The sequence below is a fragment of the Accumulibacter sp. genome (assembly GCF_032229525.1).
In the GTDB taxonomy this organism is placed as follows: Bacteria; Pseudomonadota; Gammaproteobacteria; order Burkholderiales; family Rhodocyclaceae; genus Accumulibacter.
In genome coordinates, this window is the sequence record NZ_JAVTWB010000239.1 from 1 (window position 1) to 15568 (window position 15568).

Annotated in this window: 16 protein-coding genes and 1 pseudogene; 6 read left to right on the forward strand and 11 right to left on the reverse strand. The window is 60.8% G+C overall.

The annotated features are described in order from the left end of the window. Positions 1 to 261 precede the first annotated feature (261 nt). From RUW20_RS18900 to RUW20_RS18920, 4 genes are all read right to left on the reverse strand, one after another. Positions 262 to 1509, reverse strand: a complete 1248-nt coding sequence (locus RUW20_RS18900) for an anion transporter (protein ID WP_313953789.1) — start codon at positions 1507 to 1509, stop codon at positions 262 to 264. Positions 1510 to 2186: 677 nt separating this feature from the next. Further along, positions 2187 to 2666 (reverse strand): cupredoxin family protein, encoded by a 480-nt coding sequence (locus RUW20_RS18910; protein WP_313953769.1) that lies wholly within the window; start codon positions 2664 to 2666, stop codon positions 2187 to 2189. A gap of 320 nt (positions 2667 to 2986) precedes the next feature. Next, the gene (locus RUW20_RS18915) at positions 2987 to 3424 is read right to left on the reverse strand and encodes a cytochrome c (RefSeq protein ID WP_313953770.1); all 438 of its coding nucleotides are present in this window, start codon (positions 3422 to 3424) and stop codon (positions 2987 to 2989) included. Between the two features lie 154 nt (positions 3425 to 3578). Next, a complete protein-coding gene (locus RUW20_RS18920) occupies positions 3579 to 3923 on the reverse strand; it encodes a hypothetical protein (protein WP_313953771.1) in 345 nt (114 codons plus the stop codon). Positions 3924 to 4308: 385 nt separating this feature from the next. On the opposite strand from RUW20_RS18920, the gene RUW20_RS18925 reads away from it, so the two are divergent. From RUW20_RS18925 to aroG, 4 genes are all read left to right on the forward strand, one after another. Further along, on the forward strand, positions 4309 to 4695 hold the full coding sequence (locus tag RUW20_RS18925) for a hemerythrin domain-containing protein (protein ID WP_313953772.1): 387 nt from the start codon (positions 4309 to 4311) through the stop codon (positions 4693 to 4695). A gap of 138 nt (positions 4696 to 4833) precedes the next feature. Beyond that, positions 4834 to 5940, forward strand: coding sequence for a two-component system response regulator (locus RUW20_RS18930; protein ID WP_313953773.1), 1107 nt, complete (start codon positions 4834 to 4836; stop codon positions 5938 to 5940). Positions 5941 to 6043: 103 nt separating this feature from the next. Continuing rightward, the gene (locus tag RUW20_RS18935) at positions 6044 to 9214 is read left to right on the forward strand and encodes an ATP-binding protein (protein ID WP_313953774.1); all 3171 of its coding nucleotides are present in this window, start codon (positions 6044 to 6046) and stop codon (positions 9212 to 9214) included. Between the two features lie 231 nt (positions 9215 to 9445). Then, entirely contained in the window at positions 9446 to 10525 is a 1080-nt protein-coding gene (gene aroG, locus RUW20_RS18940) for a 3-deoxy-7-phosphoheptulonate synthase AroG (protein ID WP_313953775.1), read from the forward strand. Between the two features lie 138 nt (positions 10526 to 10663). Here aroG and rpmG read toward each other — a convergent pair whose 3' ends face one another. The 3 genes from rpmG to radC all read right to left on the reverse strand — a co-directional run bounded on the left by rpmG (position 10664) and on the right by radC (position 11846). Then, positions 10664 to 10819 carry a 50S ribosomal protein L33 gene (rpmG, locus tag RUW20_RS18945; protein WP_313953776.1) on the reverse strand — a complete coding sequence of 52 codons (156 nt, stop codon included), beginning with the start codon at positions 10817 to 10819 and terminating at the stop codon, positions 10664 to 10666. A gap of 14 nt (positions 10820 to 10833) precedes the next feature. After that, complete coding sequence (gene rpmB / locus RUW20_RS18950) at positions 10834 to 11067, reverse strand: 50S ribosomal protein L28 (RefSeq protein WP_313953790.1); 234 nt, start codon at positions 11065 to 11067, stop codon at positions 10834 to 10836. Positions 11068 to 11168: 101 nt separating this feature from the next. Next, positions 11169 to 11846 carry a RadC family protein gene (gene radC / locus RUW20_RS18955; protein ID WP_313953777.1) on the reverse strand — a complete coding sequence of 226 codons (678 nt, stop codon included), beginning with the start codon at positions 11844 to 11846 and terminating at the stop codon, positions 11169 to 11171. Between the two features lie 387 nt (positions 11847 to 12233). Between radC and RUW20_RS18960 the strand changes: the two genes are divergently transcribed. Next, positions 12234 to 12479: a hypothetical protein gene (locus tag RUW20_RS18960; RefSeq protein WP_313953778.1), complete on the forward strand. Its 246-nt coding sequence runs from the start codon at positions 12234 to 12236 to the stop codon at positions 12477 to 12479. A gap of 149 nt (positions 12480 to 12628) precedes the next feature. Further along, positions 12629 to 12784, forward strand: coding sequence for a DUF3096 domain-containing protein (locus RUW20_RS18965; RefSeq protein WP_313953779.1), 156 nt, complete (start codon positions 12629 to 12631; stop codon positions 12782 to 12784). A 52-nt stretch (positions 12785 to 12836) separates the two neighbouring features. Here the strand turns inward: RUW20_RS18965 and RUW20_RS18970 are convergent, their stop codons facing one another. From RUW20_RS18970 to RUW20_RS18985, 4 genes and pseudogenes are all read right to left on the reverse strand, one after another. Continuing rightward, positions 12837 to 13286: a hypothetical protein gene (locus RUW20_RS18970; protein ID WP_313953780.1), complete on the reverse strand. Its 450-nt coding sequence runs from the start codon at positions 13284 to 13286 to the stop codon at positions 12837 to 12839. Positions 13287 to 13476: 190 nt separating this feature from the next. Next, a complete protein-coding gene (locus RUW20_RS18975; RefSeq protein WP_313953781.1) occupies positions 13477 to 13950 on the reverse strand; it encodes a glycine zipper 2TM domain-containing protein in 474 nt (157 codons plus the stop codon). Between the two features lie 147 nt (positions 13951 to 14097). After that, a pseudogene (locus RUW20_RS18980) lies at positions 14098 to 14730 on the reverse strand (ISAs1 family transposase); the annotation flags it as partial. A gap of 138 nt (positions 14731 to 14868) precedes the next feature. Next, on the reverse strand, positions 14869 to 15147 hold the full coding sequence (locus RUW20_RS18985) for a hypothetical protein (protein ID WP_313953782.1): 279 nt from the start codon (positions 15145 to 15147) through the stop codon (positions 14869 to 14871). Positions 15148 to 15568 lie beyond the last annotated feature (421 nt).

A 15568-nucleotide genomic window follows, 5' to 3' on the forward strand; every position in this document is an offset into this window, starting at 1 on the left:
TCCTGGCCGGGTCGAGACAGTGCAGGCATCAAGTTGCTTGCCGAATTCCGGACATTCAGCCGCGTCAGGGAACGCCTTGGCTATTCAAATTGGATGACCACCTCGGCCGGCAGGTTGTGGCCGAGAGGGTGAGTTCGGCCCGCTTCTCGTAAACTGACTGTGACGACAAGTTGCGAGCAGGCCCAGCAGCCTCCGGCCTGCCCCCTCCAAAACTTGGCCGTAAGCGCACCATTAACCTACCCTGCGCGATAAGACCAGTCTTTACACCAGCCAGACCCAAACAATTGCCAGTGTTGTCAACGTGACCGGAACGCCGACTCTGGCGTGCTCGCGCCAGCCGATGTCGATGCCGTGCTTCTTGGCAAGATCGACGACAATCAGATTGGCGATGGAACCGACCAACAGCAGATTGCCTGCAAAGGTGCTGACCAGCGCCAACATCATGCCGGCTTCGAAGCCGGACAAGTGCGGCATCAGAAGCATCACGGCTGGTACGTTGGAAACCAGGTTGGAAAGTGCGAGCCCGACCACGAATAACGGGCCGGGATCGGCCAGGATAACGCCCTGTGCGGCAAACCAGCCCACCGCCTGCGCCGCCAGGCCCGTACTGTCAAAGGCATGATTGACGACGAACAGGCCAATGAACAGCACCAGCAACTCCCAGTCGATGAAGCCCATCACATGTGAAGAGTGAAAGCGTCGGCTCAATAGCAGCACGCCCGCCCCCACCAGAGCAGCCACCTCGCGAGGCCAGTCGGTGAACAGGAAAATCACCATCAATGCCGTGGCGACGGTCAGACCCTTCATGGTTTGCCAGCGGTCAAAACTTGGCGCATTGTCCGGCGTCAGCCCGGCTGCTTGAGCAACCGGCTGGGTAACGTGCTTAGTCCGTTGCGTCCAAGCCAGACCGGCCCACAGCGCGATCAGGCTCATGACTACCGGAAAAAGTGCGTAGCGCGAGTAAGCGGAAAAAGGCAGTTGCATGGTCGAGCCGATCAGCATGTTCTGCGGGTTCCCGATCAATGTTGCCGCCGAGCCGATATTTGCCGCACAGGCCAGCCCGATGAGAAAGGGTAGCGGGTTGAAACCGCGTTGCAGGCAAATCCGCGCCACTACCGGTGTCATGGCCAGGCAAACGATGTCATTCGAGAACACCGCCGAGAGTGCTGCGGCCACGCCCAGCAAAGCGCCAAGCAATCCATTGGATGACAGGGGAAGTTCCACCACGCGACGTGTCACGGCCGTATAAAAGCCGCCAAGCCGCATCTGCGCCGAAACCACCATGAAAGCGAACAGCAACAAGACGGTTGGCAAATCCACCGTCTGCGCTGCCTGTGCCGTATTCATGGCGCCAATGCCAATGACGCCGATGGCCCCCAGCAAGGCTACGCCAGAACGGTCGAGCTTGAGCCGCGGCAGGCCACCGAGAAACATGCCGACATAGACGATGGTGAAGATGGTGACGATTCCCCAGTCGATAGCATCGTGGCTTGGCAGGTTGGCGGGCATCATGGACTGAACTGGTTTGCGAGGTGCCTATGATGCCGTGTCCGGTGGCGCATGCGAAGGAATCCAGCACATCAGCCTGAAAGAGAACAATCAAACTCCGATCAACAACCAAGGAGTCTGAAATGGGATCCACTCAACATCGGGATCCCTGGAACAAAGGCAAGCTGGTCGGCCAGAAGCCGCCCCGCAAGCCCAAGGACATCTGGGCCGTGCCTACCGACGGTCGGGCGGCGGCGATACCATCCGACCGCTTTCTGGCAGGATGCTCGATACGTGCTTGCGGCCAGGAGTGGATCTGGTGTGTAAGTTCGCCAGACTGAGAAGCTGCCGTTAAGCGTACCGGCCGTTGAAGGGCTGCTTATCGACGTATTCCTGACCAAGTCAGCTAGCCTCTCGAATGACCGCTCGGGCCGATCACGAGGCGAACGCCTTGACGGCGTCAGCGGCAGGTCACGTAGTTGAGCCGTCGTTGAACTGACCGCCTCGACCGGAAAGTCAACGGCCGTTGATGACCGAGAGCAGGCGCAGGTAGGGAATCCGGCCAGTCGTTCGCTATCGCCGAGACGGCCGCGATCAATGCGGTTCAGCCTGCGACGGCACCCTTCGCAGGCCTTATTGCACTGTCGCGCCAGATCAACCACTGGACAGCTGGCGTAGCTGGAGCAGCCTGCTCAACATTACTTGCTCACCGTCACCTTGCCGACCATCCCGGCTTCCATGTGCCCCGGGACGAGGCAGGCGAAATCGACGCTGCTCGGCTGGTCGAATTTCCAGATCAGGCCGCCTCGCTGGCCCGGCTTGAGGGTGATCATGTTGGGTTCTTCGTGTTCCATGGTCGGGAAGCTGCGCATCAATTCGGCGTGTTCCATGAGCTCGGCCATCGCTCCTATGACCATTTCATGCGGCACCTTGCCGACATTTTTCACAACGAAGCGAACAGTTTCGCCGGCCTTGACGGTGACCTTGTCGGGAACGAAGCGCATCGAGTCGTCCATGCTCACTTCGACGGTGCGCGTCACGTCGGCTGCTTTCCCGGCTTGGCCGACCGCACTCGCCTGCGGGTCGCCGTGCATCGCATGACCGCCCTGGTGGTTGCCGGCCGCCAGCACCAAAGCGGGAGCAAGGCTCATGAGAATGATGGTGATTGGTTTTTTCATGGTCAGTGGTTTGTTTCGTGCTTGTCGCCATGCGTAGCGAAACGACGCTCTCCACCACCGGAAGAACCCGAGCGAAACGATCAAGGCTGTGCGGAGCTTGGCGAAGCGGCCCTGTCGCGAAGATGGCCGCAGCATTACAAGAGTGGAGGTTTTCAAGCTCGCTCAGTCGGCAATGGCGGCGTCAGCTTGAAGCGGCCAACCGCCATCGCGTCCCAAGCCGACGCCGCTACGCGGCGATCAACAAGGCCCTGCCAGCCGAAACCACCCGGCGCGAGTTGCCGACGCGTCCCGCCTGGCTTGGTCGACGACGGCGAATGGCCTTATCGAATACCTGCCCGGCGCTGCTCGAGCCGCACATAGGCGGTGATCTGTGCCACGTCGTCGGGGGTCAGGCCGGGGACTGGCGCCATGTCGCCAAACTTCCAGTGGTGCGCGCGCGAGCCATTCTTTACCGCCAACTGGAATGCGGCGTCACCGTGATGCGAGGGCTCGTAGATCTTGCTCAGCAGCGGCGGTCCCTTGTCGCTGCCTTGCAGATTGGCGCCATGGCAAGAAGCGCAGCTTTTCTCGAACAGGGCCTTGCCGGCTGCCGGGTTGGGCATCAGCCCGGGGCTCGGCTGCGGCACCTGAATGTTTTGCGCCGCGACGGGCAGGCTGATTGCGACCGCGACGATCGCCACCGCCAGCAGGCAAAGCTGTAGGCGGCTGTGGCGATCGTTGGCGGATATCGCCTGGGTTCGACTGAACGTCTTGTTCACTTATGCTTTTCCTCCATGCTCGTGATGGCTCCAGCTCCCGGTGGCGGTGCCGAACAGCACGAGTGTGGTGTCGACTTGGCGTGCGCTTCGGCGTTGGCTTTTCGCCAATCACGAAAGCTGGCCAGGAGTCGTTTCAGCCAGGAAATCATCTACCTTACTTCCCCTGACTGCCGTGCATTCCGGGCATCATCGGCATCCCTTGCTGCCCCTGCATGCCCATGTTGCCCCGTCCGCCGCCCATCGGACAGTCGGCGCCGAAGTCTTTCATCATCGCTTGCATGTCGTCCATTTGTGCCGCCATCATCGGCATGCGCGCTTCGCTTTCGGTATTCTGCATGGCTTGCATACGCGCCTGCATGGTCTGCATTCGAGCCTGCATCTGATCGTGCTGTGGATTCACCGGTGCAGTTTTTTCGACAGCAAGCAAGGCGACCGGTGCGCTCAGCGCGGTGGCCAAGGAGATCATAAGAAGCTTGCGGGATAAAGGTTTCATGGCCATTCCTCTGGGTGGTGAGTGGTTCGTCGCTGACGGGATGCAACGTCGCCCAGTATCGACGATCGACACCGACGGCAAGGTGACTCAAGAATGACGTTTCTGTCATCTGCGTCTTGCTTGGCCGACCGCCACTGGCACGACGCGCGCGTGCTCGGTGGCGTTCCGGGGCAACGGCCGCCTGCCAGTCCGGGCATCCCGGCAATGCAGGAAAGACGGGAAATACCGGCGTTGATGGTGATGATTGGATACAATCCCGCTAGGCCTTGACCGTCTCCGGGCACTCGCCCCCGGGCGCGCCGCCGCTGCGATCGGGACGGCACTTGCTAGCCGCTGATTTTTCCCTTGCTCGGGCAGTGCCGGCGCCGAATCATGAAGAAAGCCTGTTGAAATGAAACGCCATCAAACGCTGCAAGACCTTTCGCGCGAGCACCATACGGCCCTCAAGCTGGCGCTCGCCGCCCGACGTGCGGCGACCTCGGGCAGTCCGCGCGAGATTCTGGCGTCGGCGACCGCCTGTGCCGAGGTTTTTGCCAGCCATCTCGAGCCGCACTTCGTCGTCGAGGAAACCATGCTCCTGCCGGCCATGGCGCAGGCTGGCGAAGGCGCACTGGTCGAGCGCACGCTGAACGAGCACCTGGCCCTGCGGCAACTGGTCAGTCAGTTGGCGGTCGGCGATGCGGCAACGCTGCTGAATTTCGCCGACCTACTCTCGGCGCACGTACGCTTCGAGGAACGCGAGCTGTTCGAAGTCGCTCAGGCCAGCCTTGAACACTAGCCGTATTCCCGTTCCCGTCCCCGGCTCTCGCCTGACGTGCTGCGATCCACGCCGGCTCGAGACGCCGTGCACGGCCTGCGGCCGCCGATGCGGTAAGGAGGCTCGCTGGCCGCTGGTTGTTTCCCCGAGGGGACGCTGATGGCAACGCTTCTTATCGTCGATGACACGCCCGAGAACCTGTCGGTACTGAGCGGCCTGCTCAGCCCGCAGCATCGGGTTCGTGCCGTCAATTCGGGGCAACGGGCCTTGCAGGCCGCCATCACGGAACCGCGGCCGGACCTGATTCTGCTTGATGTGATGATGCCGGACATGGATGGCTACGAGGTTCTCGGCCACCTGCAGGCAAACCCGGCCACTGCCGACATACCGGTGATTTTCGTCACCGCTCTCGAGAACAGCGGTGACGAGGAGCGTGGTCTGGCGCTGGGTGCGGTGGACTACATCACCAAGCCCATCAGACCGCCAATCGTCATCGCACGAATCAAGTCGCACCTCGAGCTGAAAGCGGCCCGCGACCTGCTGCAAGACAACAACCTCAGTCTTCGGCAAGAGGTTACCCGCCGGATGGTGGACAACCAGCTGATTCAGGACGTCAGCATCCGCGCCCTGGCCCGTCTCGCCGAGATCCGCGATCCCGAGACCGGCAACCACCTGCGCCGCACGCAGGGCTACGTCCGCACGCTGGCCGCGGAGCTCTGCTCCTACCCACGTTTTGCCGCCTTCCTGACACCCCACAACATCGACATACTGTTCAAGTCGGCGCCATTGCACGACATCGGCAAAGTCGGCATTCCAGACCATATCCTGCTCAAGCCAGGCAAACTGACGCCGGACGAGTGGGTGATCATGAAGACGCACAGCCGTCTGGGCTATCTGGCCATTGAACAGGCCGAACAGGACGCCGAACGAACCATCGATTTTCTCGGCATGGCCAAGGAGATCGCGCACTATCACCATGAAAAATGGGATGGTTCAGGCTATCCCGAAGGCCTGGCTGGAGACGCCATTCCGATTTCAGCGCGCCTGATGGCTCTGGCCGACGTCTTCGACGCGCTGATCGTTCGGCGGGTCTATAAGGAAGGCTTCCCTCTCAGGACAGCGCTGAAGATCATCCGCGAAGGCCGTGGCAGCCACTTCGATCCGGACGTGGTGGACGCGTTTTTTGCCCGCCAGGATGAAATCCTCGCTATCGCGCAAAGGCACGCCAACGGCGACTTCGGCCCGGCGACAGACGCAGCAAGCTGAAAGCGATGATGCGCCGCTCTTTCCCGAACCCCTGTTGCGGGCTGCCAGCCTGCGACGCCCCGCCGGGCGGTCAATGAGTCCATCGGGCTCCCAGCAGCCGCTGGTGAAATCGCTGACGCGGCTGGCGGGCAGCCTGGCGCTGGTGGTCGCGCTGCTTCCTGTCGCTCTCTACGCGCTTCATGTTCGTAGCACCATCATCAACCATCTCGACGAGTCGTTGCGCTCTCAAGGGCACATCCTCGAGGAGTTCATCGCCACCCAGCCGCAGCAGTGGGATCGGGCTTCCGATCGCATGCAGAGCTTGCTTGAACGCCACAGCTCCGCTGTCGCTCGCTATCAGGTATTGAACAAGGCCGACGAAGTGCTGATTGAGTCGGCAGCGACCGACAACCCGGCGCCAGAGCTGTCCCGCAGTTGGCCCTTGCATCATCTCGGTGAACAGGTGGGCCGCCTGACCATCAGCAGGGCGATCAGCACGGAGTTGCTGACCGCCCTGATCGTGCTTGCCGGCAGCCTGGCCATCGCCTGGCTGATCTGGAGCCCGCTGCGGCGCCTGCCCTTGCGCGCCCTGGCCGACGCCGAAGCGGCGCTGCTGGCGCGTGATCAAACCCAGCGAGCCCTGCTCGACAACTTTCCGCTCATGGTCTGGCTGAAGGACACCGAGAGCCGTTTCCTGATCGTCAACTCCCGCTTCGCCGAGGCCTTCGAACAGCCATCGGTGGAGTCCCTGCTCGGCAAGACTGACCTCGACATTACCAGCGCCGAACGGGCCGAGGCTTACCGGGCCGATGACCGGGCTGTCCTCGCCAGCGGCCAGCCAAGGCGGGTCGAGGAATGGATTGAGAGTGCGGGGGAACGCCGCTGCTTCGAGATCTACAAGTCACCCGTCTCACTCGGCGGGAAGCTTATGGGCACCGTCGGCTACGCCCGAGACATCACCGAAAACAAGCTCGCAGCGGACGCACTGCGCGAATCCGAGGAACGATTTCGCACGGTGCTGGACAACGTGGACTCGATCGCTCTGCAAGGCTACCTCGCTGATGGCACAACGCGTTTCTGGAATCCCGCCTCGGAAAAGCTGTACGGTTACTCCGCCGAAGAAGCGATCGGCAGGAATCTCATTGATCTGATCATTCCACCGGAAATGCGCGACGACGTCCGGCGGTTGATCGACGAGATGCATCGAACGGGTGTCACCGTACCACCCGGTGAGTTGTCGCTGATGCGCAAGGACGGCTCCCGAGTGGCCGTTTTTTCGAGCCACGTTCTGCTGGCGATGCCTGGGCGCCCGGCGGAAATGTTCTGCATCGACGTAGACCTCACGGAAAGCCATCGTGCCGCTGCCGAACTCGAGCAGCACCGCGACCACCTGGAGGAACTGGTCCACTCGCGCACCGGTGAGATTGCCGAGGCCAAGGAGGCTGCCGAGGCGGCCAATCGGGCAAAAAGCACTTTCCTGGCCAACATGAGCCACGAGATTCGCACCCCGATGAACGCCATCATCGGCCTCACCCACCTTCTGCAGCAAGAACTTACCCAACCCAAACAGCGGGTGCAATTGGCAAAAATCGGCGAGGCTGCGCAGCATCTGCTCGGCATCATCGACGACATTCTCGACCTGTCGAAGATCGAGGCGGGGCGGCTGACGCTGGACGTGACCGATTTCTCGCTGCAGCGGGTGATCGACCATACCCTGAGCATGCTTGGCGAGCGTAGCCGGGCCAAGGGTTTGCAGTTGGTGAAGGAGATCGACCCGGCGATACCCGCTCGCCTGCGTGGCGATCCGCTGCGCCTCGGTCAAATCCTGCTCAACTTCGTGACCAACGCGGTCAAGTTCTCCGATGGCGGTCGAATTACCGTTCGCGCACGACTGATCGAGTTGCAGGACAGCGCAGCCAGCCTGCGCCTGGAAGTCGAAGACCACGGGATCGGCATCAGCGGCGTACAGCAGGCGCATCTTTTCCACGCCTTCTCGCAGGCAGACCAATCGACTACCCGCAAATACGGCGGCACCGGTCTCGGCCTGGCCATTTGTAAACGCCTGACAGCGATGATGGGCGGTCAAATAGGCGTCATCAGCGAGCCCGGCGCCGGTAGTACCTTCTGGGTCACCGTTGGTCTCGGCGTGGCGATGGGCAGCGATCCGACGTCAGTGGCGCGGCAGACCGGCGCCCAGCCCATCCTGGCCGGCACGTCTCCAGCGCAGTTTCTCGCCGCCGGCCACCAGGGCGCGCGGGTGCTGCTCGCCGAGGACGACGTTCTGAGCCAGGACGTCGCCCGCGATTTACTGCTGGCAGTCGGGCTGCAGGTCGACGTGGTCGACGATGGACAGCAGGCCGTCGAGCGCCTGCAAGGCGCCGCGCGACAGGCAGGGGGCAACGACTACGCGCTGGTTCTGATGGACATGCAGATGCCGGTGATGGATGGCCTCGAGGCGAGTCGCGTCATCCGCCAGATAGCGGGCCTGGCGTCGCTGCCGATCGTGGCCTTTACCGCCAACGCTTTCGACGACGATCGACAGCGCTGCCTGGCGGCCGGCATGAACGACCACCTGGCCAAGCCGGTGACCCCGACCAGGCTCTATGAAGTATTACACCGATGGCTGCCGACACCCACCGACCTCGCCGGTCTGCCGACAGCGCTGACGCGCGTGCCCGGACTCAATCCCGATGCTGGACTAAGGGCGACCAACGGCCACCTGTCGCTGTACGTCCGCCTGCTGCAGTTGTTCGTCACCCACCATGGCGACGATTCCGGAAAACTGCGCGGCTATCTCGCTGCCGGCGACCAGGCAGCTGCTCGACGGCTGACACACACCCTCAAGGGTGTGGCGGGGACGATCGGTGCCGAGCCACTTCGCGAGCGGGCGCGGGCGGTCGAACTCGCCATCGAGGAGCGGTCACCCGCGACTGTCGTGGCTAGCGCGATCGACGCGCTGGAGGCCACCCTGCTGCCGCTGCTGGCGGCGGTCGACCGCCTCGACCTCGACCAGCAGGCGCCGGCAGAAAACCCACAAGTGCCAGTCAATCGGAAGGCGGTAAGGAAAATTCTGGCGCAACTGGAGTCTCTGCTGGCCGAGGATGATACGCGTGCCTGTGACCTCTGGTACGAATCGGCAGCCTTGATCGAGACAGCACTCGGGCCGACAGCGAAGCGCCTCGGGAGTGCAATCGACAGTTTCGACTTTGGCAAGGCGCTGCAGACACTGCGCCAGGCAGGCCAGGCCGATCGCGGCCGCAAACTGTCACCGTCCGAACCGGGAACGGGGACCTGAGTCCCTCCTCCTCCGTCGGCCTGGTCCCAGCCGCGCAGACCTGGTCAGGACACGGTGCGCGACTCGTCTGGCACCGGCGACACTCAGCCAGTCCCCTCCGACTGAAGGCACCGTAGGGCGTTGGCATCCCCCCCGGTGGCCCGGATACTGCAGTGCACCATCCGAGCCGGCGCGTTTTCCATTAAAATCGTGCCCGCGGCCGACTCGGGCCGCGATCCAGGAGAAAGCTTCATGACCTTGCAGAGCAAGCCCAATACCGACGACGTTCGCATCAGGGAAATCAAGGAACTGGTTCCGCCAGCCCATGTTTTCCGCGAGTTTCCGGTCGGCGTCCGCGCTGCACTGACGACCTACGAAACGCGGCAGAACATCCACCGCATCCTGCACGGCGCCGATAACCGCCTATTGGTGGTGATTGGTCCCTGCTCGATTCACGACGTCGATTCGGCGATTGAATACGCCACACGTTTGCGGAAGGAAGCTCACCGTTTCGAAAACGATCTGCTGATCGTGATGCGCGTTTATTTCGAAAAGCCACGCACAACGGTTGGCTGGAAGGGACTGATCAACGACCCACGTCTCGACAACAGTTTCCGGATCAATGAAGGGCTGCGTCTGGCGCGTGGCCTGCTGCTCCAGATCAACGACATGGGTCTGCCCTGCGCCACCGAGTTCCTCGATACGATCACGCCGCAATACACCGCCGATCTGATTTCCTGGGGCGCCATCGGTGCGCGCACCACCGAGTCGCAGGTCCATCGTGAGCTGGCTTCCGGGCTGTCATGCCCGGTCGGCTTCAAGAACGGGACCGACGGCAACATCCGCATCGCCATCGATGCCATCCGTGCCGCCCAGTCGCCGCATCATTTCCTTTCGGTCACCAAAGCCGGCCATTCGGCGATCGTCTCCACCGCCGGCAACGAGGATTGCCACGTGATTCTTCGTGGCGGCAAGGCGCCGAATCACGATGCCTCGAACGTCGATGCCGCGTGCAAGGAAATCGCCGCCGCCGGACTCGCCGCGCGCCTGATGATCGATGCCTCGCACGCCAACAGCAGCAAACGCTTCAAGCAACAGATCGAAGTTGCCAAGGACACCGCCAGCCAGATCTCCGCCGGCGACGAGCGGATCATCGGCGTGATGATCGAGTCACACCTGATCGAAGGGCGTCAGGATCTCGCCCCGGGACAAACCCTCGAGTACGGCAAGAGCGTTACCGATGCCTGCCTGGGCTGGGAGGATTCGCTGACCGTCCTGGAACTGCTCGCCAAAGGGGTACGCGCGCGCCGTCTGATTGAAGCCGAAGCGTAGGCTCGTAGACTCCCTGGCTGAGCCGATCGAATCGGTTTTGTGAACGACAAAAAGCGGAGCCCCGTTAGCACGGTTGCTCCGCTTGCTGCCACGCCCTGCTGTCCGTAAGCACCCCGCGAGCAAGCTCGCGAGAGCCGATCAGCGCAGCTTGGTTTCCTTGTACATCACATGCTTGCGAGCTTTGGGATCGTATTTCTTGATCTCCATCTTGCCCGGCATGGTGCGCTTGTTCTTGGTCGTGGTGTAGAAGTGGCCGGTACCGGCCGAGGACTCGAGCTTGATCTTGTCACGCATGGTTGCTCTCCTAATCAGAGCTCGCCGCGTGCGCGCAGGTCTGCGAGCACGACGTCGATGCCGTTCTTGTCAATGGTGCGCAAACCGGCGTTCGATACGCGCAAGCGCAACCAGCGGCTTTCGCTCTCGATCCAGAAACGGCGATATTGCAAATTCGGAAGGAAGCGACGCTTCGTTCTGTTGTTGGCGTGGGAAACATTGTTCCCCACCATCGGGCCCTTGCCCGTGACCTGGCAAACTCGCGCCATGATTGTCGCTCCAATTGTCTGTGGGAAGAAAACCCGCAATTCTAGCCCAGCCAGCGGGTCAACTTCAAGCGTTTTGGTCGATCCGTTTTGCTCGGACCGGCTTACAGCAGGCCCCGCTCGGCAAAGGATAGCGGCTGCGATTGCCCGGCGACGATGAAATGATCGAGCACCCGCACCTCGACCAGCGCCAGCACCTGCTTGAGTTCGCTGGTCAGCAACTCGTCGGCGCGCGAGGGCTCGGCTACTCCCGACGGGTGATTGTGCGCCAGCACCACCGCCGCCGCGTTGTGCCGCAGCGCGTGCTTGACGACTTCGCGCGGATAGACGCTGGTCTGCGTCAGCGTGCCGCGAAACAGCTCTTCAGCGGCAATCAGCCGATGCTGCGCATCGAGCCATAGGGCCAGAAAAACCTCGTGCTCCAGCCCGGCAAGATGCAGGCGCAGGTAATCGCGCACCCCCCCGGGCGAGTCGAAGCCAAGCCCTCGTTCGAGCTGCTCGCCGAGCGCGCGCCGCGCCATTTCCAGCACCGCCTGCAACTGCGCGTACTTCGCTGGGCCCATCCCCGGCACCGCCGAAAAATCCTCCTGGCTGGCAACAAACAGGCGATTCAGGCCGCCGAAACGCCCGATCAACTCACGCGCCAGATCCACCGCACTCTTTCCCTTGCTGCCGACGCGCAGGAAGATCGCCAGCAACTCGGCGTCCGACAAGACCCCCGCACCGCGCGCCAGCAGGCGCTCGCGTGGTCGCTCGTGCTCAGGCCAGTCGTGGATCGCCATCTCGACACCTCAAGTGAAAGCCTCCGTCACGCATATTACTCACCCCACGCCAACGGGTACACACGACTTCGTGCCGAGGTGACGCCCGGGCATGCCCGGCATTTCTTCTGTTCGCTGGCGCGCAGAATTGCCAAGGCGCCCAGTCAGCAATCGTCGCTACACGCCGGAATTTTGCCCTCTAGGTTCGACTGGCGAGTCGGAACCCTCGGTCATTCAACCACCTGCGGGTTCCTTTTTCTGAGATGTTGTCTCTGCAGACCCCTTCCGTACGTGCGCCAACGCACAGAGCATGTTGGTCAACTATGGGTTAATGTCTGCACCAACGCGGCACTTATCAAACGCATTGAACAACGCACTCAACAAGAAATTGACTTTGAGTATCACAATATGAAAACGCTTTCCGGCACCAAGGAAGATTTTGTTTCGTACAGTTTTGCAGCCATGATTTTTGGCTCTGCAGCGTTTATATCTTTCGCGAACGCCAGCAGCGAAGCCGTCCTCCAGACCTCCAGCAGCATAAGCCATGTTTCAGGCGGGGTCGGAGACGAGTCAATCGGCCGGCTCAATTCACTGTCCAGCGATTGCAATATCAAACTCTTGTTCGCCATGACGTCGGGCGAATTCTGGGTTTAGGTCGTTTCGTGTGGAACAGGCAAGCAAAGGGCGAGCGGCGAGACGGGCAAATGAGTGAGTTTTCCGGGGTGTCGTGCGTACTGTCGTGAGTCTGGCAATAATTGCTTTTACCCTGCTCTCAAACTCAAGCGAATGAAAAAGGACACTCAATGAATATCAATCTGGCTCTCACCCCCCTGGTCTCACTGCTCGCAGGGATTTTAATTCTAGTAGCACCCAAGATGCTCAACTACATCGTCGCCATTTATTTGATTGTTATCGGACTGATCGGAATTTTCGGGGGCGGCAGTTTGCACTTCAGGTGAACCCCGCCGCGTCATTTTCATGCATCAGCAAGCCCTTGATACGCTAATCAGATCAGTGATTTTTGCCATTCTTGCCGCTGTTCCCCTTCTTGCCGCTGTTCCCATGGTGGTCACTGTTACCATGATGATCGTTACGGTTATCGCTACGATAGTCATCCCTGCGCTCACCATGATGTTTTTGATAGCGCGGAACATATTCACGCTGATACCAGTTGTTCTGAACAAAATAGACTCGCTCGCCGCACGCGTTATATGCGCCGCAATGCTTGCGCCAATTTTTGGCATGCCCTGGAGGAACACGCATATAGACTGGTCGGCGGTACGCTTCCGCCCGCTCGATATACACCGGCTGCCGGTATATAAGTTGTGGCCGTGGGTAATCACCGATATCGATTTGGCCATAAAATCCCGGCTGGCCAATAGTTACCGACATAGCAACGTCGGCCGCGAGTATCTGGCCTGTGGCAGCGATCAATGCTGCTGCGATGAATAATCTTTTCATGACGATTCCCTAGTTGGCCTATAAGATCAATGCACGCGATGGCGCACAGTTCTCCAGATTTGATCAGTTTCTGGTGGCAATAATCAGCGACGGTCGATCAGGTCATCACTAAGGCGAGAGCGGATCAGAAACAACGTTCGTGCATCAGGTCGCGCATCACCGTTAGCCTCGGACACGACAGATGGCTTGATCAATAACGCTGAAGGTTGCCATTTTCATAGCGCACCCGGTCACCGACGCGGAAATTGGTATCGCTGTTCTGCATCAAGGCCTGATACGAGCCGTCGTCCATGCGCACAGTAACTTTGTACGCATCCACCCTCTGTTGCTGCCGGTTGTCCTTTTCGAGTTGATGGCCGACATAGGCACCACCCGCTACGCCGGCGACTGTCGCAACGGTTTTGCCGCGGCCGCCACCAATCTGGTTACCAACGACGCCACCGATCACGGCACCGGCGATGGTGCCCAAACCGATGTTGCTTCCGCCACTGGCGTTCTCCTGTTGCACGAGTTCAATTGATTGCACTACGCCATACACCGGATAGGTGTAGCCTGATCTGGTAACACCATCATTTGGCGGGCTCGGCGTGGGATACATATTGGTGCACGCGCCAAGTGTCAGGACGGCGATCATTGCAAGCACGCCTCCAATACCCATATTCATTCTCATATCCAGTCTCCAGAATCATTGAAAATAGATCACGTATCGGCCACTCCGTTTCGGATTGCCGATCGTCAAGACAATAGTCACTGAAACTCAGGATTGTTTCTGTGCGCTGGCGCTCATAGCCAGGGCTCCCACACTCGGCTGTCATCTCTTTGACAGTCCCAGGATGTTAATCCGGAGATCGTCATCCCAAGCAGCTGCTTTGCGCTGGCTTTGGTCTTGTGGGTCGTATCCAGGCGGATCATGTTGAGCACGATCGTCTTCACGAGCGAGAGGTTCTGCGGCGCGTTGTCCTTGCGGATGACGCTGCCATCCTCACCGAAGCTGACGTCGAGGATCCAGTGAAGCCGGTTTTCCACGCCCCAAAAGAGCGTGCGCGGCTACCGCCAGTTGTTCGGCACTCAGAACGCGCGAGCTGATGGTGTAACGCCGCTCCAGATCCCACTCTGTGTCACCCACCTGGCGCAGAGAGTCGATACGGCCGAGGGTCTTGCACGCGGGCGAATCAGAGGGATGTACGATCCCTTGCGCAGGCAGGACCGAGGCGACCTAGCCAACGATCCGACCATGACCCTGTTAAACCTCGCGTTGACCATCGACGCCTTCGGCTTGGTGCCGGTCGATCAACGCCGTCTCGATGGCCTGCAGCAGCGTCGGTTGATTGCCGTTGACCGCCAGCAGGTAGTCGCCACCCTGATCCGTGATTTGAGCAGCGATCTTCTTCTGGCAACCCATGGCGTTGATGCTGATCAGGAAACCCTTGAGGTAAAGGGCTTCGTGACTACTCGTAGAGCAACCGTGGTCTGTCGTCGGTTGGCCGTGAGGTTGCGATTTCCGCCTGATCAGCAGTTACCGGGATGTTCAAGCAGGCGCTAATGACCAGTGGCTGAAAACGCTTCCGCAGGCGACCGTAGTTTAGTGCCCGTGCGAGCGCTTGTTGTGGGGCTTGGCGACCACCGGCTCGGGCACCTCGGGCGGGTGGCGAACCACCGCCACGAGTTCATCAGGCTCGTACCAGAACTCGCCATGGGGGCCACTGAGACGGCCGGTAATCAGAAAGATCAGACCATCCACCACATTGACCTGGGTGATCGTTTCCCACGTATCGGTTGGGTGTTTGCTGGTGCCGAGACCGTTGTAGATTAAATCACCGGGCCGGACTTCGGCTGCGCCAATCTTGATTCTGGTTGTCATACCCGCTCCCTCCTGAACCGCCCGCCGCCCAAGCACGGACATTGGCCGATCATGCGCCTTTCCTGGCGTCCGCGCCACGTCCTCGTCGTCGGTCAACAGGATCAGCGGGAAGCTTCCGGGAGGCAGCATCCAGGTCGGCAATGGGCACCGCGCCGGCCACCCAACTCGACGGACTCCACAGGCCGCATTGGCCGACCAGGAGTCATCGGCGTCAACCTACCAAAGGTCTCCTCTATCGTCTGCAGCAGATGTTCACAAGCGCGATCGTGCCCCTCGCCAAAGGTCTCTTTCTGGCCGACACAGACATTTCCCAGATGGCGTCTCTGTGCAAAATTTGCGATCAGGCCAGAGTCGCCTCTGGCCCAATTTGGTGAATCAAGCAGGGGCACGACCTACGCCCGCTGGGTGCGGGGAAAGCGCC